The 21,700-nt window shown below is 59.9% G+C and carries 18 protein-coding genes; 2 read left to right on the top strand and 16 right to left on the bottom strand.

Going from position 1 to position 21,700, the window contains the following annotated elements; genetic code table 11:
• The first annotated feature begins 140 nt into the window (after positions 1-140).
• Positions 141-623 (top strand): heat shock protein HspL, encoded by a 483-nt coding sequence (gene hspL, locus ACZ47E_RS14010; protein WP_004437287.1) that lies wholly within the window; start codon positions 141-143, stop codon positions 621-623.
• 62 nt (positions 624-685) lie between these two features.
• Here the strand turns inward: hspL and ACZ47E_RS14005 are convergent, their stop codons facing one another.
• On the bottom strand, positions 686-1,705 hold the full coding sequence (locus ACZ47E_RS14005; protein ID WP_022563300.1) for a bile acid:sodium symporter family protein: 1,020 nt from the start codon (positions 1,703-1,705) through the stop codon (positions 686-688).
• A gap of 98 nt (positions 1,706-1,803) precedes the next feature.
• On the opposite strand from ACZ47E_RS14005, the gene ACZ47E_RS14000 reads away from it, so the two are divergent.
• Positions 1,804-2,664, top strand: a complete 861-nt coding sequence (locus ACZ47E_RS14000; protein ID WP_022563298.1) for a LysR family transcriptional regulator — start codon at positions 1,804-1,806, stop codon at positions 2,662-2,664.
• 6 nt (positions 2,665-2,670) lie between these two features.
• Here the strand turns inward: ACZ47E_RS14000 and glpK are convergent, their stop codons facing one another.
• The 15 genes from glpK to ntrB form a co-directional block, all read right to left on the bottom strand.
• On the bottom strand, positions 2,671-4,170 hold the full coding sequence (glpK, locus tag ACZ47E_RS13995; RefSeq protein WP_022563297.1) for a glycerol kinase GlpK: 1,500 nt from the start codon (positions 4,168-4,170) through the stop codon (positions 2,671-2,673).
• 69 nt (positions 4,171-4,239) lie between these two features.
• Complete coding sequence (locus ACZ47E_RS13990) at positions 4,240-5,961, bottom strand: ABC transporter substrate-binding protein (RefSeq protein ID WP_004437278.1); 1,722 nt, start codon at positions 5,959-5,961, stop codon at positions 4,240-4,242.
• Between the two features lie 73 nt (positions 5,962-6,034).
• The gene (locus tag ACZ47E_RS13985; protein ID WP_004437276.1) at positions 6,035-6,328 is read right to left on the bottom strand and encodes a DUF2160 domain-containing protein; all 294 of its coding nucleotides are present in this window, start codon (positions 6,326-6,328) and stop codon (positions 6,035-6,037) included.
• A 2-nt stretch (positions 6,329-6,330) separates the two neighbouring features.
• Positions 6,331-7,254 carry a carbohydrate ABC transporter permease gene (locus ACZ47E_RS13980; protein WP_022563296.1) on the bottom strand — a complete coding sequence of 308 codons (924 nt, stop codon included), beginning with the start codon at positions 7,252-7,254 and terminating at the stop codon, positions 6,331-6,333.
• A 3-nt stretch (positions 7,255-7,257) separates the two neighbouring features.
• Positions 7,258-8,124, bottom strand: coding sequence for a carbohydrate ABC transporter permease (locus ACZ47E_RS13975; RefSeq protein WP_004437268.1), 867 nt, complete (start codon positions 8,122-8,124; stop codon positions 7,258-7,260).
• 2 nt (positions 8,125-8,126) lie between these two features.
• Entirely contained in the window at positions 8,127-9,197 is a 1,071-nt protein-coding gene (locus ACZ47E_RS13970; protein WP_022563294.1) for an ABC transporter ATP-binding protein, read from the bottom strand.
• A 12-nt stretch (positions 9,198-9,209) separates the two neighbouring features.
• A complete protein-coding gene (locus tag ACZ47E_RS13965) occupies positions 9,210-10,280 on the bottom strand; it encodes an ABC transporter ATP-binding protein (RefSeq protein ID WP_006699929.1) in 1,071 nt (356 codons plus the stop codon).
• Between the two features lie 36 nt (positions 10,281-10,316).
• Positions 10,317-11,840 carry a glycerol-3-phosphate dehydrogenase gene (locus tag ACZ47E_RS13960; RefSeq protein ID WP_022563293.1) on the bottom strand — a complete coding sequence of 508 codons (1,524 nt, stop codon included), beginning with the start codon at positions 11,838-11,840 and terminating at the stop codon, positions 10,317-10,319.
• A 108-nt stretch (positions 11,841-11,948) separates the two neighbouring features.
• Positions 11,949-12,722 carry a DeoR/GlpR family DNA-binding transcription regulator gene (locus ACZ47E_RS13955; protein ID WP_006699927.1) on the bottom strand — a complete coding sequence of 258 codons (774 nt, stop codon included), beginning with the start codon at positions 12,720-12,722 and terminating at the stop codon, positions 11,949-11,951.
• Between the two features lie 142 nt (positions 12,723-12,864).
• Complete coding sequence (gene cysG / locus ACZ47E_RS13950; protein ID WP_034500303.1) at positions 12,865-14,331, bottom strand: siroheme synthase CysG; 1,467 nt, start codon at positions 14,329-14,331, stop codon at positions 12,865-12,867.
• A complete protein-coding gene (locus tag ACZ47E_RS13945; protein ID WP_022563291.1) occupies positions 14,303-16,951 on the bottom strand; it encodes a nitrate reductase in 2,649 nt (882 codons plus the stop codon). Before ACZ47E_RS13945 ends, cysG begins: the two co-directional genes overlap by 29 nt.
• A gap of 238 nt (positions 16,952-17,189) precedes the next feature.
• On the bottom strand, positions 17,190-17,525 hold the full coding sequence (gene nirD / locus ACZ47E_RS13940; protein WP_006699925.1) for a nitrite reductase small subunit NirD: 336 nt from the start codon (positions 17,523-17,525) through the stop codon (positions 17,190-17,192).
• Positions 17,526-17,530: 5 nt separating this feature from the next.
• Complete coding sequence (gene nirB, locus ACZ47E_RS13935; protein WP_022563290.1) at positions 17,531-19,978, bottom strand: nitrite reductase large subunit NirB; 2,448 nt, start codon at positions 19,976-19,978, stop codon at positions 17,531-17,533.
• A gap of 5 nt (positions 19,979-19,983) precedes the next feature.
• Positions 19,984-20,781 (bottom strand): ABC transporter ATP-binding protein, encoded by a 798-nt coding sequence (locus ACZ47E_RS13930; protein WP_022563289.1) that lies wholly within the window; start codon positions 20,779-20,781, stop codon positions 19,984-19,986.
• A 13-nt stretch (positions 20,782-20,794) separates the two neighbouring features.
• Positions 20,795-21,688, bottom strand: coding sequence for a nitrate ABC transporter permease (ntrB, locus tag ACZ47E_RS13925; protein ID WP_022563288.1), 894 nt, complete (start codon positions 21,686-21,688; stop codon positions 20,795-20,797).
• Positions 21,689-21,700 lie beyond the last annotated feature (12 nt).

Raw genomic sequence — 21,700 nt, 5'->3', positions numbered from 1 at the left:
CATCCACCCCTTGACGCCGCGCGACGCCATTCCCATCTCCTTCATGCGGTCGCCAAAGCGGGGCCGCGCCAAATGTCCGACCGTCGCCAGAATGGGATGGCGGACTTAACCGCAAACAGTCGCTTCTTAAGGAGGACACCATGCGTCACGTTGATTTTTCCCCTCTCTATCGTTCCACCGTGGGCTTCGACCGTCTTTTTTCGATGCTTGACGGCCTCGGCCAGCCTGAGCAGGCCCAGTCCTATCCGCCCTACAATATCGAGCGGACCGGTGAGAATACCTATCGCATCACCATGGCGGTTGCCGGTTTCGATGAAAATGAACTCAGCATCGAATCCCGCGCCAATGCGCTGACCGTGAAAGCCGAGAAAGCCACGGATGAGAAGACGACGGAAGGCGAATTTCTGTATCGCGGCATCGCCACGCGCGCCTTCGAACGCCGCTTCCAGCTTGCCGACCACGTAGAAGTGCAGACCGCTTCCCTGAAGAATGGCCTGCTTCACATCGATCTCGTTCGCAATATTCCGGAAGCCATGAAGCCGCGCCGCATTGCGATCTCGTCCGACAGCGCCGATGCGCCGAAGACCATCGAAGCCCAGGTTACCCCGGCTCAGGTTAACTAAGTATTCCACATGCAAGACAGACGGCCCCCTTGAGGGGCCGTTTTTGTTGGCGGGAGCGCGTTTTATCGAGCGGAGGCTGCGGCGCCTTCTGCCGCAGCCGCTTCGGCTATCGCTGCCTTTTCATGGGCCTTGCGGGCATAACGCTGGGCAAGGACAGCGCAGACCATCAACTGGATCTGATGAAAGAGCATGATCGGTAAAACGATGGCACCGATGCTCTGGCCGGCGAAGATCGCGCCGGCCATGGGCACGCCGCTGGCGAGGCTCTTTTTCGAGCCGCAGAAGGTGATGGTGATCTCATCGGCCTTGTCAAAACCCAATAGCCGGCTGCCGAACATCGTTACACATAGGACAAGCGCCAGCAGCAGGATATTGATGACGATGACCACACCGATATCCCGGAGCGAAAACGTGTGCCATATGCCCTCGATGACCGCATCGGAAAAGGCGAGATAAACGACCATCAGGATGGAGCCGCGATCGACCGGAGAAAGCAATTTCTTGCGCGCCCTTATCCAGTCACCAATCCAGGGCTGCAGGACCTGACCGACGATGAAAGGCAGAAGCAGCTGCAGGAAGATTTGCAGGAAAGCATCCAGCGAAAATCCGCCGCCATGGCCGCCGACCGTGAACAGCAGGCCAACCAGCAACGGCGTCAGGAACATGCCGAAAATATTCGAAGCCGAGGCTGAACAAATCGCCGCCGGCACGTTTCCGCCCGCCATTGACGTGAAGGCGATGGATGACTGCACGGTGGATGGCAGCACACAGAGAAACAGCACGCCCATATAGAGCGGTGCCGGCAGGATGCTTTCGGGAATGAAGCCTATCGCCACACCGAGAAGCGGGAAAAGGCCGAAGGTCACGAGCAGGATCGCCAGATGCAGACGCCAGTGCAGGATGCCCGCAATCACCACATCCCGCGAAAGCCGCGCGCCGTGCAGGAAGAACAGCAGAGCGATCGCGAGTTTTGTCGCAAGCCCGAAATATTCTGCCGGCTCGCCGCTGATCGGCAGGATGGAAGCCAGAATTACGGTGGCCACCAGCATCATGGTGAAACGGTCGGGCAGGAAGCGGGTCATGGGAGGTCTTTCCGGCAGCGGTTTTGCTTGAAACGCGCGCCACTATCGCTCATCATGATTTCGGATGCAAAGATTAACAGTTATCATGATTTGAGATAATGCTGAACCTTCAACATCTTGCCAGTTTCGTCATGCTCCAGCAAACCGGCAGTTTTACCCTTGCTGCCGAACGGCTCGGCATTGGCCAATCCACTGTCAGCCAGCATATTCAGAGGCTTGAAGCCTCCCTTGGCCGCCGATTGATCGCACGCAACACCCATCAGGTAAAACTGACCGGCGAGGGTGAGGCATTACTCGGTTACGCTCGCAACATGCTTGAAATCGATAGCAAGGTCTCTTCGCTCTTCAGCGAAAGCCGCCTGCGCGGTCGGCTGCGGCTTGGTGTGTCGGAAGATTTTGTCGCCAGTCGCCTTACGACCATTCTGGAGGAATTCATTCGGCTTTATCCGCTGGTTGACCTTGAACTAACGGTCTCGCTGAGCGGTGTGCTTTACCAGATGCAGGACAATGGCGAACTTGACGTGGTGTTGGCCAAGCGTCGTCTTGGCGACAAGCTTGGTCATTTCCTTTATCGCGAACCGCTCGTCTGGCTGGCGCGCGATCCTGAGCGGATGCTGAACCAGCCGGATGCGCTCCCGCTGATTGCCTTTCCGCCGCCGAGCATCACCCGGAGGGCGGCGCAGGAGGCACTGGACCGGGCCGGTCTCGCCTGGCGGATCGTCTGCACCTGCGGCAGTCTCAGTGGACTAACCGCCGCAGCAAGGGCGGGCATGGGCATTCTGGTGCAGCCGCGCAGCATGGCGCCGGCTGGTCTGAAGGAGATTGCCGCAGGCGTGCTGCCGCTGCTGGAAGACGTTGAATTTGTGCTTCAACCGAGCAAGGGCGCGGAGGCGGAGCTGGTGCGCGCCCTTTCCGATCTCGTTTACAGCAAGAGCATCGCACCCGGCAGTTTCGTGTAACCGGCCTTAATTGTCCCGTTTCGAGAGGCAACGGCCGACGCTGTCGCGCCAGCCTGCGATGGCGTTCTTCCGCTCGCTCTCTTCCATCTCGGGGCTGAAGCGGCGGTCGCGCCGCCAATGGTCGGCGAAGGCCTTGCGGTCCGGCCAGATACCGGCACGTGAGGCCGCAAGCCAGGCGGCACCAAGGATTGTCGTCTCGAGAAACACCGGTCTATCGACGGGCGCGGCGAGAATATCCGCCAGCCGCTGCATCGTCCAATCGGAGGCGACCATGCCGCCGTCGACCCTCAGCACCGTCTTGCCATTGTCACCCGCCCAGTCCTTGCGCATCGCATCCAGCAGATCGAACGTCTGATAGGCAACGCTTTCGAGCGCCGCGCGGGCAAATTCCGCCGGGCCCGTCCCGCGTGTGAGGCCGAAGATCGCACCCCGCGCTTCGGCATCCCAATAAGGCGCGCCAAGACCGGTAAAGGCAGGCACGAGATAAACGCGCTGTTTCGGATCGGCCTTTTCGGCAAGCGCGCTGACTTCTGATGCAACCGAGATGAAACCAAGCTCGTCACGCAGCCACTGCACCGCCGCCCCGGCGATGAAGATAGAGCCTTCCAGCGCATAGGTCGTCACGCCGCCGAGGCGATAAGCAATCGTCGTCAGCAGCCGGTTTGTGGAGGCCACCCGGTCTGTGCCCGTATTGAGAAGTGCGAAGCAACCGGTGCCGTAGGTCGATTTCATCATGCCCGGCTCGAAGCAGGCATTGCCGATCACCGCCGCCTGCTGGTCGCCCGCAACGCCGAGGATCGGAATTTCCGCGCCCAGAAGCGACTTGTCAGTTACGCCGAAATCGGCGGCGCAATCCAGAACCTCCGGCAGCATGGCGCGGGGGATGTCGAGGATGGACAGGAGCTCATCATCCCAGACATTGTCTTCGATATTGTAGATCAGCGTTCGCGAGGCGTTGGTGGCGTCGGTCACGTGCCGGCGGCCGCCGGTGAGACGGTAGATCAGGAAACTGTCGACGGTACCGAAGCAGATTTCTCCCTTGCCCGCCCTTTCGCGAAGACCGCCGACGCTGTCCAAGAGCCATTTCAGCTTCGTGCCGGAAAAATATGGATCGAGCAGCAGTCCGGTCTTTTTAGAGAAGAGCGGTTCCAGCCCCCTTCTTTTCAAATCCTCGCAGACCGGGGCGGCACGGCGATCCTGCCAGACCACGGCGCGGTGCACCGCTTCGCCGGTGTTGCGGTCCCACAGCACCGTCGTTTCCCGCTGATTGGTGATGCCTATCGCCTCTATATCGGTTGCGGCGATGCCGGCATCGGCAAGTGCAAGTCGGATGGTTTCAAGCACACTTTTCCAGATGTCTTCGGCATCGTGTTCGACCCAGCCGGAGGCAGGAAAATGCTGCGGAAATTCTCGCTGCCCGACACCGATGACCCGCATGTCGCGATCAAAGACCATCGACCTTGTCGATGTCGTGCCCTGATCGATCGCCAGAATATAACCGCCCATTATGTCACTCCCTTTCAAACGCAATGACGGGGCGGCAGAGCCGCCCCGATTTAAGATTTTATGCAGACATCACTTCTGCCAGCTTTTCACCAGTTCGTCGTAATTGACGGTGACCGGCTTTTCCTTTTCGTTGGCGATCTTCAGCTGCGGCGCGAGATTGCCCTTCGAAACGGCGTCCTTGTTCCAGTATTCGATATCATGCTCTTCCGCCAGCTTCGGGCCGATATCGCCCTGCACGCCAGCACGTTCCAGGCGGCTCATGACCTTTTCCTGTTCAGCGCAGAGCGAGTCCATGGCAGCCTGTGCGGTCTTGGCACCCGACGACGCATCGCCGATTGCCTGCCACCAGAGCTGCGCCAACTTTGGATAATCAGGAACGTTGGTGCCGGTCGGCGACCACTGAACGCGGGCCGGCGAGCGATAGAACTCGACAAGACCACCGAGTTTGGAAGCCCGGTCCGTGAAGCTCTTGTGATGGATGGTGCTGTCACGAATGAAGGTGAGACCGACATGGCTCTTCTTCACATCCACGGTCTTTGAGGTCACGAACTGCGCATAGAGCCATGCGGCCTTGGCGCGGTCGTCTGGCGTGGATTTCATCAACGTCCAGGAACCCACATCCTGATAACCGAGCTTCATGCCGTCCTTCCAGTAGACGCCATGCGGCGAGGGTGCGACGCGCCATTTCGGCGAACCGTCCTCGTTCACCACAGGCAGGCCGGGCTTGGCCATGTCGGCAGTAAAGGCCGTGTACCAGAAGATCTGCTGGGCGATGTTGCCCTGTGCCGGCACCGGTCCTGACTCGGAGAAGGTCATGCCCTGCGCTTCCGGCGGCGCATATTTCTTCAGCCATTCGAGATATTTCTCGATGGAATAGACCGAAGCGGGACCATTGGTATCACCACCGCGCGCCACGCAGGAGCCGACCGGCTGCGACTTGTCATTGACCTTGATGCCCCATTCATCGACCGGCAGGCCGTTTGGCAGGCCCTTGTCGCCATTGCCGGCCATGGAGAGCCAGGCATCGGTGAAGCGCCAGCCGAGCGAGGGGTCCTTCTTGCCGTAGTCCATATGGCCGAAGACCTTCTTGCCGCCGACGTCGCGGCCGGTGAAGAATTCGGCGATGTCCTCATAGGCCGACCAGTTGACGGGAACGCCGAGGTCGTAGCCGTACTTGGCCTTGAAGTCCGCTTTGTTCTTGTCGTCGTTGAACCAGTCGTAACGGAACCAGTAGAGGTTCGCGAACTGCTGGTCGGGAAGCTGGTAGAGCTTCTTGTCCGGTGCCGTCGTGAACGCGCTGCCGATGAAGTCCTTGAGGTCGAGACCGGGATTGGTGACATCCTTGCCTTCATTGGCCATGAAGTCCGTCAGGTTGCGCACCTGCTGGTAACGCCAATGGGTGCCGATGAGGTCGCTGTCGTTGACCCAGCCATCGTAAAGGTTCTGGCCGGTCTGCATCTGTGTCTGGATCTTTTCGACAACGTCACCTTCCTGGATAAGGTCGTGCGTCACCTTGATGCCGGTAATGGCGGTAAATGCAGGCGCCAGAACCTTTGATTCATATTCATGCGTGGTCAGGGATTCGGATACGACCTTGATCTCCATGCCCGCGAAAGGCTTCGCGGCATCAATGAACCATTGCACTTCCTTTTCCTGCTCTGCACGGGAAAGCGCCGACATGTCGCCGATTTCCTTGTCCAGAAACTGCTTTGCTTCCTCCATTCCGGCAAAAGCCGAACCTGTCATTGCCAGCAGCATGGCTGCCGTCGTCGTCATCAGATGCCGTCGCATATCAGTCCTCCCAAGGGTTGCGATTGCATGAAGTCTGCGAGATGCGGTTTCCTCCGCCGCATCTTTTCCTGCTCTAGACAAAACGGAAAACGCCAACGGCGTAGACCACGGATAGAGCGAGAGCCCACCACAGGTTCGGGCCGACCAGCCCGAGCCATGCGAGATGAATGAAGGCGCTGCCAAGCAGCGAGATGAACAGCCTGTCACCACGCGTCGTTTCGAAGCGCAACAGGCCGAAGCGGGGATTGCCGCCGGGCGAGAGACGTTCCCAGAACCACATGCCGACCAGCAAAACCGCGATGGTGCCGAAAAAGGCCGCCGTCTGCCACGTCCACGCCATCCAGGTAAAATCGGGCATCTTCGTCATGGTCAAACCCTTCCCAGCGCAAAGCCTTTGGCGATGTAATTGCGCACGAACCAGATCACCAGAGCGCCGGGTATCAGCGTCAACACGCCGGCAGCGGCAAGCAGGCCCCAGTCCATGCCGGCGGCAGACACGGTGCGCGTCATCGTCGCGGCAATCGGCTTGGCGTCCGTCGTCGTCAGCGTACGGGCGATCAGAAGCTCGACCCACGAGAACATGAAGCTGAAGAAGCAGGCGACGCCGATGCCGGAAGCGATGAGCGGCATGAAGATCTTCACGAAGAATTTCGGGAAGGAGTAGCCGTCAATGTAGGCGGTCTCGTCGATTTCCTTCGGCACGCCGGACATGAAACCTTCGAGAATCCAAACCGCCAGCGGCACGTTGAACAGGCAATGCGCGAGCGCCACCGCAATATGCGTGTCGATCAGCCCGAAAGCGGAATAGAGCTGGAAGAACGGCAGCGCAAAGACCGCCGGTGGCGCCATGCGGTTGGTCAAAAGCCAGAAGAACAGGTGCTTGTCGCCGAGAAAACGGTAACGCGAAAAGGCATAGGCCGCTGGCAGCGCGACAGCCACCGAGATCACCATGTTCATGACGACATAAATGATCGAATTGATATAGCCGGAATACCAGGATGAATCGGTGAAGATCGTCCTGTAGTTCTGCAACGTCGGCTGATGCGGATAGAGCGTCATGGAAGAGACGATTTCCGCATTCGTCTTGAAGCTCATATTGATAAGCCAGTAGATCGGCACGAGCAGAAGCAGGATGTAGATGGTCGGCACCAGCCAGGAAAACCGGGATGGCCCGTGATGGCGGCGTGAGCGCGCCCTTGCGGCAAAGCTGGGTCTTGCCGACGTGGCAACGCCCGACGAGCCGGAGACCAAGCCGTTACGTTCCACGCCGGTCGTGACATTGGAGGCGCTCATGACTCAGGTCTCCGCGTCGTGGCTGGTCATCACGGTATAGAACACCCACGATAACAGCAGGATGATGAGGAAGTAGATCAGCGACATGGCCGCTGCCGGGCCGAGGTCGAACTGGCCAAGTGCCATCTTCACGAGATCTATGGACAGGAAGGTTGTGGAATTGCCCGGGCCGCCGCCGGTGACGACGAAGGGTTCGGTATAGATCATGAAACTGTCCATGAAGCGCAGCAGGAAGGCGATCAGCAGCACCCGTTTCATCTTCGGCAGCTGGATGAACCGGAACACCGCAAAACGCGACGCGCCATCGATCCTTGCCGCCTGATAATAGGCGTCAGGAATGGAAACCAGGCTGGCATAACACAGAAGCACGACAAGGCTCGTCCAATGCCACACATCCATGATGACGACGGTAATCCAGGCATCGACGGGATCGTTGACATAGTTGTAGTCGAGCCCGAGCTGATTGGCGTAATAACCGAGAAGTCCGATATCGCTGCGCCCGAAGACCTGCCAGATCGTGCCCACCACATTCCACGGCACCAGCAACGGCAGTGCCATGGTGACGAGGCAGATCGGCACGCCGATGCCGGATTTCGGCATTTTGAGTGCGATGAAGATGCCGAGCGGAATTTCAATCGCGAGGATGATGCCGGAGAATAGCAGGTTGCGCCCCAGCGCATCCCAGAACCGGTCCGACGCCAGGATTTCCTCGAACCATTGCGTTCCCGCCCAGAAGAACTGGTTGTTGCCGAAGGTGTCCTGCACCGAATAATTCACGACGGTCATCAGCGGAATGACGGCGGAGAAGGCGACCAGCACCAGCACCGGCAGCACCATGAACCATGCCTTGTTGTTCCAGCTTTTTTCCATGGTCAGGCCCCCATCTTTACACGCCAGGAATCGGCGAAAACACCGATGGCGGCCGGGTCGAAGCGCACACCGGCCTCCGCCGGGATTTCCTCGTCTTCCGCAACGACGATCGCGAGTTTCTGGCCGGCGAACCGGGCACGCACGATCTTCTGCCGGCCGATGTCCTCGACCTTATCGACAGTGATGGGCATGCCGCCGCGCTCCAGCCGGACGAATTCCGGGCGGATGCCGATTTCGATGCGCTGCCCCGATGCGATCGTCGGCGCACCTGCCAGCGGCACACCAAGACCGCCGACTACAGCCGTCGTCCCCTCGATATTGGCGGGCAGAACATTCATGCCCGGCGAGCCGATAAAATAACCGACAAATGTATGCCCCGGCCGCTCGAAAAGCTCAGCCGGCGTGCCGATCTGGACAATCTGGCCGTCATACATCACCACCACCTTGTCGGCGAAGGTCAGCGCTTCGGTCTGGTCATGGGTGACGTAGACCATGGTAAAACCGGACTGGCGATGCAGGCGCTTCAGCTGCGAGCGCAGCACCCATTTCATATGCGGATCGATGACCGTCAGCGGCTCATCAAAGAGAATGGCGTTGACGTCGGAGCGTACGAGGCCGCGCGCCAGCGAGATCTTCTGCTTCTGGTCCGCCGTCAACCCGCGGGCCCTGCGTTTGGCCATACCGGAGAGGTCGGTCATCTCAAGGATTTCCCGCACGCGGCGGTCGACCTCGGCCTCCGGCACATGCCGGTTGCGCAGCGGAAAAGCAAGATTGTCGTAAACTGTCATCGTGTCGTAAACGACCGGGAACTGGAACACTTGGGCGATATTGCGATCTTCAGTCGCAAAATCCGTGACGTCTGTTCCGTCGAACGCGATGCGGCCTTCGGAGGGGCGCAGCAGGCCAGAAATGATGTTGAGCAGCGTGGTCTTACCACAACCGGAGGGACCGAGAAGTGCATAGGCCCCGCCATCCTCCCATTCGTGATGAACCTCCTTCAGCGCATAATCGCCGGCAGCCTGCGCCTTGGCGTTATAGGCGTGGCGGATATGATCGAGCGTGATACGTGCCATGACCGATCCCCCTTACGCCGCTTCGCCGATGGCGCGGCCATTTGCGTCGAATGCCATCAGGTGGCTTGTATCGAGAAACAGCTCGATATCCCTGTCCGGTTCGATGTCGTGAATGCCATGCGCCAGCATGACCCAGCGTCGGCCCGAAAATTCCACATGCACGAAGCTTTCCGACCCGGCGATTTCCGAGATCAGCGTCCGCGCCCGTATGGATTGCCGTGCTTCACCCTTCGCCTGCGGGAAAAGATGATGCGGCTGGAAAGCGATGGTCAAAGGTCCATCCGGCACGGTGGCAAGGTGCGCCGGCACCGCGACAACGGCGCGATCAGCACGGGTAAAGGCTCCACCCGTCTTGATGACCTCGATGGTGTTGAGCGGCGGGTCGGCGAAAATTTCCGCCGTCACAATATCCACCGGGCGCCGGTAAACCTCGATGGTGCGACTGAACTGGGTTACCCTGCCCTCGTTGAGCGTTGCCGTATTGCCGCCCAACAGCAGCGCCTCTGACGGCTCTGTGGTGGCATAAACAAAGATCGCGCCCGACTCCGCGAAAATGCGCGGCAGCTCCTCGCGCAATTCTTCGCGCAGCTTGTAATCGAGATTGGCCAACGGCTCATCGAGCAGCACCAGAGTGGCGTTCTTGACGATGGCGCGGGCAAGTGCCGTGCGCTGCTGCTGGCCGCCGGAAAGATTGAGCGGCGTACGGTCGAGATAGGGTGTAAGCCTCAGAAGCTCCGCGGCTTTTCTCACTTCCCGGTCGATGGTTGCCTGATCCTTGCCCGCAACCCGCATCGGCGAGGCAATGTTTTCGTAAACGCTGAGCGCCGGATAGTTGATGAACTGTTGGTACACCATGGCGACATTGCGCTTCTGGACCGGCCAGCCGGTCACATCCTCGCCGTTGACCAGGATCGAGCCGCTGCTTGGCTTGTCCAGCCCCGCCATAAGCCGCATGAGCGACGTCTTGCCCGAAAGCGTCGGTCCAAGCAGAACGTTCAGGCTTCCGCGCTGCAACGTCAGATCCGTGGGATGAATATGATAGTCACCGCCCACCATCTTCGAGACATTTCGCAATTCAAGCATGGTGATCCAAAGCCTCCTCCGCTTTTGTCCGGATCGTCAGATTGCCTTCAATCGTCCACCTGCAATGTCATCGATGTAGTCCTCCAACCCACGCACCTCGTCGGGGGTCAAAAACAGCCCCTGCTTGGTACGGCGCCACAGAATATCCTCCGCCGTCAGCGCCCATTCCCGCGCCATCAGCCAGCGAACTTCAGCTTCGTAGAGCGTGCCGCCGAAATACCGCCCAAGCGCCGGCGCGTCTGTCGCATTGCCTATCATCGCCGCCACATCGGTGCCGTAGCAGCGGACAAGCCGCTCCGCATGACGCTTTTCCAGGAAGGGATAACGCGATAGCAGCGCAGAAACCTCCGCAGCATAAGCTTCTACATTGAAATTTCCGCCCGGCAGATGAGAACCCGCTGTCCATGGGGCTCCCTTTGTTCCCAGCGCATCGCCGATCTTTTCAAGAGCATGTTCGGCGAGTCGCCGATAAGTGGTGAGCTTGCCGCCGAAAATATTGAGAAGTGGTGCCTCGCCGTCGGTCCCCTCGGTCTTCAAGACATAATCACGCGTCGCCTCCTGCGCTTTTGACGCGCCGTCATCAAAAAGCGGCCGCACCCCGGAATATGTCCAGACGATATCGGACGGCTTCACCGGTTCGGCAAAATATTCACTCGCCGCGCTGCAGAGATAGCTGATTTCCTCGTCGCTGATCTTAACAGCCCGGGGGTCACCGGTATAGTCGCGATCCGTCGTGCCGATCAGGGTGAAATCCTGTTCGTAAGGGATGGCGAAAATGATGCGGCCATCCGGATTCTGAAAGAAGTAGGCGCGCGGATCGGAGAACTTCTTGCGCACGATGATATGGCTGCCCTGGACGAGGCGAACATTGTGAACGTTGTTTTTTCCGAAGGTCGCCGACAGAACCCTGTCGACCCATGGACCGGCGGCATTCACCAACATCCGCGCCCGGTGGACCTGCGTTTCTCCGGCGGCATTTCTCGTCTCGACCCGCCAGAACGCGCCGTCGCGCCGCGCGGAAACCACCTGCGTCCGATTGAGGATCAACGCGCCACGGTCAGCGGCATCACGGGCGTTCAGCACGACCAGGCGGGCGTCATCGACCCATCCGTCGGAATATTCGAAAGCCCGGGCGAAAATCGGTTTCAAAGGCTTTCCGGCCGGATCACGGCGCAGATCGAGCGAGCGGGTGGCGGGCAGAAGCTTGCGGCCGCCAAGATGATCGTAAAGGAAGAGCCCGAGACGCACGAGCCACGCCGGACGCACACCGCCCTTCTGGAAGGGCAGCACGAAACGCATGGGCCAGATGATATGAGGCGCCATCGCCCACAGAACCTCGCGTTCCATCAGTGCTTCGCGCACCAGACGAAACTCGTAATGTTCGAGATAACGCAGGCCGCCATGAATGAGCTTGGTTGCAGCAGACGACGTACCGGAGGCGAAATCGTTCATTTCCGCAAGTGCGACGGAATAGCCCCTGCCGACGGCGTCGCGCGCAATGCCGCAGCCATTGATACCGCCGCCGATCACGAAAATATCGTGAATTGCCTCGTCAGACATGCACCCTCCCGCGCTTTCATCGACGCTCTCCTCATCGATATATTGAAAGCACGACCATCTAATTCGAAGACAAAACGAATGTCAAACGAAATTCCGACAGCCCGTGGATCAGGTGCCGCGGGCCTCCGTCTCGATCAGCCGGACATCATGATCGGCGCAGATACCGCGGATGGAATCAATCGGACAATGATCGGTGATGAAGGTATGAACCTGCGAAAGATGGCCGATGCGGACAGGGGCCGTCCGTTCGAATTTGAGCGAATCCGATACCAGAATCACATGGCGCGCGTTGGAGATGATTGCCTGCGCAACCTTGACCTCGCGGAAATCGAAATCCAGCAGGGCGCCGTCCTCATCGATGGCGGACACGCCGATGACGGCGAAATCCACTTTGAACTGGCGAATGAAATCCACGGCCGCTTCCCCGACAATGCCGCCATCGGAGCCGCGCACGACACCACCGGCAATCACCACCTCAATACCCGGAAAAACGCGTAACCTGTTGGCAACATTTATATTATTCGTGATGACCATCAGTTCGTGATGATCCGCCAGCGCTTCGCCCACCGCCTCCGTGGTCGTGCCGATGTTGATGAAAAGCGACGAATTGTTGGGAATGAGAGCGGCGGCAGCGGCCCCGATCGCCTGCTTTTCCACGGAAGCAATCGCCCGCCGAGCCTCGTATTTGACATTTTCATTGCCGCTTGGAAAAAGCGCGCCGCCGTGGATGCGGGTCAGAACACGGGTATCGCAGAGGTCGTTCAGGTCCTTGCGGATCGTCTGAGGGGTGACGGAAAACCGAGATGCCAGCTCGTCGACCAGCACTCGCCCGTTCGCTTTCGCCAGCGCGACGATTTCATCCTGACGCGGTGTGAGCAACATTTCGCCCTCCCTCCTCTTTCAATTTTTTCGTTTTATTGAAGAGCGAACAAAAAACCAATGTCAAGGCATGGTTTAGGCCGACCGTGGGTGGCCGCGTCGACGTCGTGTGTCAAAAATTTGCGCCGGGGCGGCGCGTGGTCCGTCATCGAGCTATCAGAACGGGCGGAAGGATCTCCTTTGCATCCATCAAGGACAGCGCCGGGGAAGCGGCGCGGAACGCATCGCCAATGCCGATCAGAACGGGCTCGTTTACCCCCAGCCGCTCGATTGCCGCAGACAGTTGCGTGAGTGGGCCGCGCCAGCGCTGCTCATTCGCCCGGGTGACGGAAACCACGACGGCAACGGGCGTCGAGGCGTCCATGCCGTGGGCGAGCAAGGAGGACTGGATTGCCGCCGCGGTTCGCCCGCCCATGTAAAAAACCGTGGTTACGGCGGGGTCGGCAAGCGATGTCCAGTCAATATTTTCCGGCAGCTTTCCCTGACGGGAATGGCCGGTGATGAAGCGCACCGACTGGGCGTGGTCGCGATGGGTCAGGGAAATGCCGAGGCGGGAGGCCATGGCGCTTGCCGCGGTGATACCGGGCACGACATCGACGGGAATGTTTTCAGCCGCCAGCGCGGCGATCTCCTCACCGGCGCGCCCGAAAATCATCGGATCGCCGGATTTCAGGCGCACCACCCTTTTTCCCGCCTTTGCAAGCCGGATCATCATGTCGTTGATATCTTCCTGCCTGCAGCTTTCGCGGCCGCCGCGCTTGCCAACCAGCATGCGCTTGGCCTCCCGCCGCGCCAGCTCCAGCACCTCGGCTGAGACAAGATCGTCAAACAGGATGACATCTGCCGCCTGCAGGGCGCGCACCGCTTTCAGCGTCAGAAGTTCGGCGTCTCCAGGGCCGGCGCCCACAAGCGTCACCCGCCCCCCAACCTCGCAAGCCTGCATTCCGGTAGCCGTCAGCAATCGTTCTTCGCTGTCTTCGTCCAGCCTTTCGGTAAAGGCCCGATCGACGAATTTCTCCCAGAACAGCCGCCGGGACGGACCTGGCGTCAGCCGCAGGTTAACCCGCTCACGGATGGTCCGGGCAAGCGCGCCCCAATCCCTGAGCGAGTGCGGCAGCAATGTCTCAATGCGCCGACGGATGGCCTGAGCCAGAATAGGTGCTGCGCCATCGGTGGAGATCGAGACGACCACTGGCGAGCGATTGACGATGGAGCCGAACTGGAACTGGCAGAATTCCGGCTTGTCGATGACGTTGACGGGAACACCCGCTGCCCGCGCAGCGGCATGAAAGGCTGCCGCCTCCGTATCCGTTTCGCAATCCGCCAGCGCCAGTTCCGCATTGGCGAATATGCCACTATGCCAGCGCATGGCATGGAAATGCAGGCGAGTGCTTCTGGCAACGAGCCCTGCAAATGTCTCGGACAGGTCACCCCTCTCACAAAAGACATGCAATTCCGCGCCGCAGGCCAGCAACAGCTCCGCCTTCCAGGCGGCCCCATCCGATCCGCCCGCCAGCACCACGCGCTTGCCCTCAAGCCCCCAGAAAACCGGCAGCTTGGCGAGTTTCTCCATACGGGCCGGTTCATTCCGCTGCGGTTTTAAGGCATCCATTGATGACCCCCTTGATTTCGGCGCGGCACGAGCCGCAATTGGTGCCGGCATTCAACACCTTGCCGATGGCTTCGACGCTATGGCAGCCATCCCGGACTGCGGCCGTGATCTGGTTGACGCCGACATTGAAGCAAGAGCAGACCGTGGCCCCCGGATCGGGACGGCCGGCTCCCGGGCGACCGGCGATCAGCGCAAACCGCATTCGCAGATCCTCATGGCGCTCGGTCAATTGTAAAATCGCCCAGTTGCGGGCAACAGCCACCGGCCGCCTTGCGATGAACAGCGCCGCCAGCAGTATATCGCCATCGAAAAAGGCAAGGCGCAGATCGCCAGTTTGCCGGTCGCTATAACCCAGCGGCTCGATCCCGGCGTCGATGCCGAAGACCTGTCGTGCCCAGAGCATCCAGTCCTGCGGCTCTTCCGCAAAGGCAAGCTCCATGCGATAGCCGCCATCCGCCTTTGCAATCGCCCAATAGGCGCAGTCCGGCGCATCGGGCCGGGTGCGGGAAATGGCGAAACCGTAAGCCTTCGCTTCGAAACGTCTTGCCCTCACGCCCGTGTTTTTCGAGGCGGGCTGGCCGGAATAAGGGTCCGTGACCGGGGCCACAACCATATCGATCCGCGCCAGCGAGGCGAACTGGTCGTTCCAGTGCATCGGCGCGAACACCGACCCGCGCGCCTGCCTTTCGCTGATCAACGCCCGCAGCAGAACCTTACCATGTGGACTTTCCAGCTCTACCAGATCGGCGCTTTCAATGCCCAGCGCCTGCGCATCGCGCGGGTGAAGCTCGGCGAATGGCTCGGCGATATGGGCGGTAAGGCGTGCGCTTTTGCCGGTGCGGGTCATGGTATGCCACTGGTCGCGAATGCGCCCGGTATTCAGCGTCAGCGGATAGTCCGCCGACGTTCTGTCCACCTCCGGCAAGGCTGTGACGATGAACCGTGCCTTGCCATCGGCGTGATAAAACCGGCCATCTTCAAAGAAACGCGTCGTGCCGGCGTCGCCTGCCTGCGGTCTTGGCCATTGGAGGGGCGCCATCCCGTCATAGACTTTCGGGTCGACGCCACTGATGTCGAAATCGCGACTGCCCAGATTTTCGAAGCCAGACAGAGCCGCATGTTCGGCGAAAATCTCCGACGCGTGCCGGAAGGCAAAGGCTGCGCCGAAACCCATGCGCCGGCCCACTTCCGCCATCTGCCACCAGTCCGCCTTCGCTTCACCGGGTGTATCGAGAAAACCGCGCTGGCGGGAAATGCGCCGCTCGGAATTGGTGACCGTGCCGTCTTTTTCCCCCCAGCCAAGCGATGGCAGAAGCACATGGGCATGGCGCGCCGTATCGGTCTTTGCCATGACATCGGACACCACGACGAATGGACAGGCCTTGATGGCCGCTTCGACGGCACCGGCGTCAGGCATGGACACCACTGGATTGGTTGCCATGATCCACAGCGCCTTGATGCGGCCATCGGCCACGGCCCGAAACATATCAACGGCCTTGAGGCCGGGTTTTTCCGCAATGGCAGGCGAGGCCCAGAAGCGCTGCACGCGATCACGATCCCCGGCACTTTCGATGGCCATATGGGCGGCCAGCATGTTGGCCAGCCCGCCGACCTCGCGCCCGCCCATGGCGTTCGGCTGACCGGTGAGCGAAAACGGTCCCATGCCGGGCCTGCCGATGCGACCGGTCGCAAGGTGGCAATTGATGATAGCGTTGACCTTGTCGGTGCCGCTTTGCGACTGGTTGACGCCCTGGCTGTAACAGGTGACGGTTTTTTCGGTGCGTTCGAACAATTCGTAAAAGGGAATCAGTTCGGCAATCGTCAGCCCGGTGGCCTCAGCGATATCAGGCAGGCTATGTTCGGTTGCTGCCTGCATCGCAGCATCAAAACCGACCGTGTGATCTTCCACAAAGGCGTGATCGACTGCAGGACTACCGGAAAGATGCGCCAGCAGGCCGGTAAACAAGGCCACGTCTCCATCCGGGCGGATGGCGAGGTGCATATCGGCAATATCGGCGCTCATCGTGCGACGCGGATCGATGACAACGACTTTCATTTCCGGCCGTGCCGCCTTTGCCGCCGCTAGCCTCTGGTAGAGGACGGGATGGCACCAGGCGAGATTTGAACCGGTGAGGATCACCAGATCGGCAAGCTCCATATCCTCATAGGTGCCCGGCACCGTATCGGCCCCGAAGGCGCGGCGATGGCCGGCGACCGAGGACGACATGCAGAGCCTTGAGTTGGTATCGATATTGGCCGAACCGATGAAACCCTTCATCAGCTTGTTGGCGAGGTAATAATCCTCGGTCAGCAATTGGCCGGAGACGTAAAAGGCAACCGAATCCGGGCCATGTTCGGCAATGGTGTCGGAGAAGCGGGAAGCGACGAGATCAAGCGCTTCGTCCCATGTTGCCCGCTTGCCATTGATCTCAGGGTGAAGAATGCGTCCTTCAAGGTCGATGGTTTCGGCGAGAGCCGAGCCCTTGGAGCACAGCCGGCCGAAATTGGCGGGGTGGTCCTGATCGCCTCTGATGGAAACGATGCCATCGTCGTTGACGGTGGCGATGACGCCGCAGCCGACGCCGCAATAGGGACAGGTGGTTTTGGTTTCAACGGGCATGGGTTTGCCCTCTCAGCGTGTGGCGGTTACGCCGCCTCAACGTGTGGCGCTTACCCCCCTCTGCCCTGCCGGGCATCTCCCCCTCAAGGGGGGAGATCAATCGCGGCACAAACTTCCATTCACAACTGGCGTCGTCGCCGGTGGAGAGGGAACGAGGAGCCCTCCGCTTGTCGATCTCCCCCCTTGAGGGGGAGATGCCCGGCAGGGCAAAGGGGGGTAAAGCCACCGCCATCGCAATTCACTCCGCCGCAATCATCAGGGTTTCGAGCGCTATCGAAAGCCTTCCATCCAGATTACGCACCGGAATGGTCCTCACCTCGCCCTCATCCGCCCCCAAGGCCTTGCCGGTTTCCAGCGAAATGACCCAATTATGCAAGGGACACGTCACCGAAGCGCCATGCACGATGCCCTGGCTCAGCGGCCCGCCCTTGTGCGGGCAATGGTCCTCGATGGCGAAGACCTGATTTTCCGCCGTGCGGAACACGGCGATCTTGCCCATCGGCGTTTTTACGCACCGTGCGCCGCGCAGTGGGATGTCGGAGATGTCACCAATATCGATCCAGTTGACGTCCATCGTTCTCACTCCGCTGCCTCGCTGAAACCGATTGCCGCCATGGGCCTGAATTCGTGCTTGTCGTGGCCGGACACACGCTCGGACCAGGGATCGACCTGCGCGAATTTCTGGCTGAAGACGAAGCGTTCGAAATAGGCCCGACGCTTCTCCGCATCATTCATGATCTGGCGACGAACCTCGTCGTAGCCGATGCGCTTGGCCCATTTGTAGATGCGCTCAAGGTAGCGCGCCTGCTCACGGTACATTTGGGTGAGCGCCACGATATGCTCCAGCGCTTCATCCTCGGTTCTGACAAGACCCAGAACTTCAGTGCCCTTGATATCGAGGCCGGCGGCACCGGCGAAATGGATTTCGAACCCGGAATCAACGCAGATGACGCCGATATCCTTGCAGGTGGCCTCGGCGCAGTTGCGCGGACAGCCGGAAACGGCAAGCTTCAGCTTGGCGGGTGTCCACGAGCCCCACATGAATTTTTCAATGCGGATGCCAAGCCCGGTGGAATCCTGCGTGCCGAAGCGGCACCATTGCTGGCCGACACAGGTCTTCACGGTGCGCAAGCCCTTGGCATAGGCCTGGCCGGAAATGAACCCGGCCTTGCCGAGATCGGCCCAGACCGCCGGCAAATCCTCCTTCTCGATGCCGAGAAGGTCGATGCGCTGGCCGCCCGTCACCTTAACCATCGGGATTTCGAACTTGTCGACCACATCGGCAATCGCCCGAAGTTCGGAAGAGGATGTCACACCGCCCCACATGCGCGGCACGACGGAATAGGTCCCATCCTTCTGGATATTGGCGTGAACACGCTCATTGATGTAACGCGACTGGTAGTCATCGGCATACTCATCCGGCCAGTCGCAGACGAGGTAATAATTGAGCGCCGGCCGGCATTTCGCACAGCCGCAGGAGGTTTTCCACTCAAGCTCCTGCATCACGGCTGGAATGGTCTTAAGACCCTTGGCCTTGATGAGACGGCGTACATCGTCGTGGCCGAGATCGGTGCATTTGCACATGGGCTGCACGGCAGCGGGGTTATAACTGTCGCCGAGCGTCAGCGTCATCAGCTGTTCGACAAGACCGGTGCAATTGCCGCAGGAGGCGGAAGCCTTGGTGTGGGCGCGCACATCATCCAGAGACGTCAATCCCTTGGAGGTAATGGACGAGGTGATCTTACCCTTGCAAACGCCGTTGCAGCCGCAGATTTCCGCATCATCCGGCAAGGCTGCAACGGCCGCCATAGGGTCCAGCGGCGACCCTCCCTGATAGGCCTGGCCGAAAATCAGGGTTTCGCGCATGGCGGAAATATCGGTGGACTTCTTCATCAGATCGAAGAACCACGACCCATCCGCCGTCTCGCCGTAAAGCACCGCACCGATGATGCGGTTTTCTTTCAGGATGAGGCGCTTATAGACGCCGGCCGTGGCGTCTCGCAGCACGATTTCCTCGCGGTCGTCGCCTTCTGCGAAATCGCCGGCGGAAAACAGGTTGATGCCGGTGACCTTGAGCTTCGTGTTAGTGACGGAGCCGTGATATTCGGCCGAACCGCCGCAAAGGCGGTCGGCTAACACCCGGGCCGATTCATAAAGCGGGGCAACCAGCCCGTAGCACATGCCGCGATGTTCCGCGCATTCGCCGAGCGCATAGATCGAGGCGTCCGACGTCATCATGCCATCGTCAACGACGATACCGCGATTGACGGCAAGACCGGCTTCCCTGGCAAGACCGGAAGCGGGACGGATACCGACCGCCATCACCACCATGTCGCCTTTGATGATCCTGCCGTCTTCCAGCTCGATGCCCTCGACCTTCTCCTTGCCAAGAATGCATTTGGTATTGGCCTTGGTGATGATGTCGATGCCGCGCTCGGTGAGCGCCTTCTCCAGAAGATAGGCCGCTGCCGGATCAAGCTGACGCTCCATGATCGTCGGCATCAGGTGGATGACGGTGACGTCCATTCCCTGACGCTTGAGACCATAGGCGGCTTCCAGCCCGAGAAGGCCGGCGCCGATGACAATGGCGCGGCCCTTTCCTTCTGCGATCTCCAGCATCTTCGTCACATCATCGAGATCGCGATAGGCGAGCACGCCGGGCAATTGATGGCCGGGGACGGGAATGATGAAGGGCAGAGAACCGGTGGCGATCACCAGCTTGTCATAGGAAGCCGTAATACCGTTTTCGCTGGTGACGGTCTTTTTGTCCCGATCGATACCGGTGACCTTCGCACCCTTGTGCAGCGTCACATTATTGGCCGCATACCAGTCGTCATTGTGGATGACGATGTCCTCGTAGCTCTTTTCGCCTGAAAGCACCGGCGAGAGCATGATGCGATCGTAATTAACACGCGGCTCAGCGTTGAAAATGGTGACATCGTAGAGGCCGGGCGCGGTTTCGAACAGGTTTTCCAGCATGCGCCCCGGCGCCATGCCATTACCGATGATGACGAGTTTCTGCGTCATGGTCGTTACTCCGCGGCTTCGACGAAGCGGTGACGTTCATAAAGGAACTTCAGCACGGCCTCGCGGCATTTGAGGTAGGTCTTGTCGGATGCAAGCTCGATACGGTTGCGCGGGCGTGCCAGCGGCACCTCGAGCACTTCGCCGATGTGAGCTGCGGGACCGTTGGTCATCATCACGATACGGTCGGAGAGCAGCACAGCCTCGTCCACGTCATGGGTGATCATGACCATGGTGTTGCCGAGCCGGGCGTGGATTTCCATCACCGCATCCTGAAGATGAGCGCGGGTCAGCGCATCCAGCGCCCCGAAAGGCTCGTCCAGCAGCAGGATTTTCGGCTCCATGGCGAGCGCCCGGGCAATGCCGACACGCTGTTTCATGCCGCCGGAAATTTCCGAAGGCTTTTTGTCTTTCGCCTGCCCCATCTGAACGAGATCGAGATTGCGCATGACCCAGTCATGCCGCTCGGTCCGGGTCTTGGTGTTGCGGAAGACCTTCTCGACAGCGAGATTGACGTTTTCATAAACCGAAAGCCACGGCAGCAGGCTGTGGTTCTGAAACACGACGGCGCGTTCAGGTCCGGGTTCGTTGACCTCCCGGTTTTCGAGGAGCACGGCACCGGCGGAGACTTTCGTCAACCCGGCGATGAGGTTCAGCATGGTGGATTTGCCGCAACCGGAGTGGCCGATGACCGAGACGAATTCACCCTTTTCGATAGTGAGGTTGATGCCTTTCAGCACCTCGGCGCGCGAGCCGCCCTTGTCGAAATATTTGTCGATGTGATCGAGCTTGAGATATGCGTTCATAGTTATCGCCCTTTCAGTTGGCCGCAGCGCCGCGGGTGATGACCTTGCCGAGCGCCGCCACCAGCTTGTCGAGCATGAAGCCGACGACGCCGATGTAGGCGAGTGCCACGATGATGTCGGGCAGGCGCGAGGAATTCCACGCATCCCAGATGAAGAAGCCGATACCGACGCCGCCGGTCAGCATTTCCGCCGCCACGATCGCGAGCCACGAAAGGCCGATGCCGATGCGCAGGCCGGTGAAGATGTAGGGTGCTGCCGATGGCAGCATGATCTTGAAGAAGAATTCGAGCTGGTTCAGCCGCAGCACCTGCGCCACGTTGCGGTAATCCTGCGGAATGTTCCGCACGCCGACTGCGGTATTGATGATGACCGGCCAGATGGAGGTGATGAAGATCACGAAAATGGCCGACGGATTGCTGTCCTGAAAGGCGGCCAGTGAAAGCGGCAGCCAGGCGAGCGGCGGCACGGTGCGCAGCACCTGAAAGATCGGATCGAGGCCGCGCATCGCCCAGACCGACTGGCCGATGACAGCCCCGAGAATGATGCCGGCGATGGCGGCAAGGCCGAAACCGTAGGCCACCCGCTCCAGCGAGACCAGCACGCGCAGGCCGAGACCTATATCCTGCGAGCCATTATGGAAGAACGGCGATACGATGAGATCGTAGCTCTCCTCGAAAACCTGGCTCGGCGGCGGCAGGGAGGCGCCGGGGGCGGAACAGAGCAGCTGCCAGACAGCAAGCAGAATGGCGAGAACGACAAACGGTGGGATGATGTTGCGGGCCGCTACCACAGCCCATTTGCGCAGATCAATCCGCGGCGACTGTTTCGGCGCAAGCGCCACGACACTTGCCTTCTTCGCTGCCTGCTGCTGCGGCTCTTCGTTGAATTTTCGGGCCAATGCGGACATGGGCATTTCCTC

It is taken from the genome of Agrobacterium sp. 5Ca39, assembly GCF_055382365.1.
Note: the sequence above shows the minus strand (reverse complement) of the source record. Positions and strands in the feature narration are given on the sequence as shown.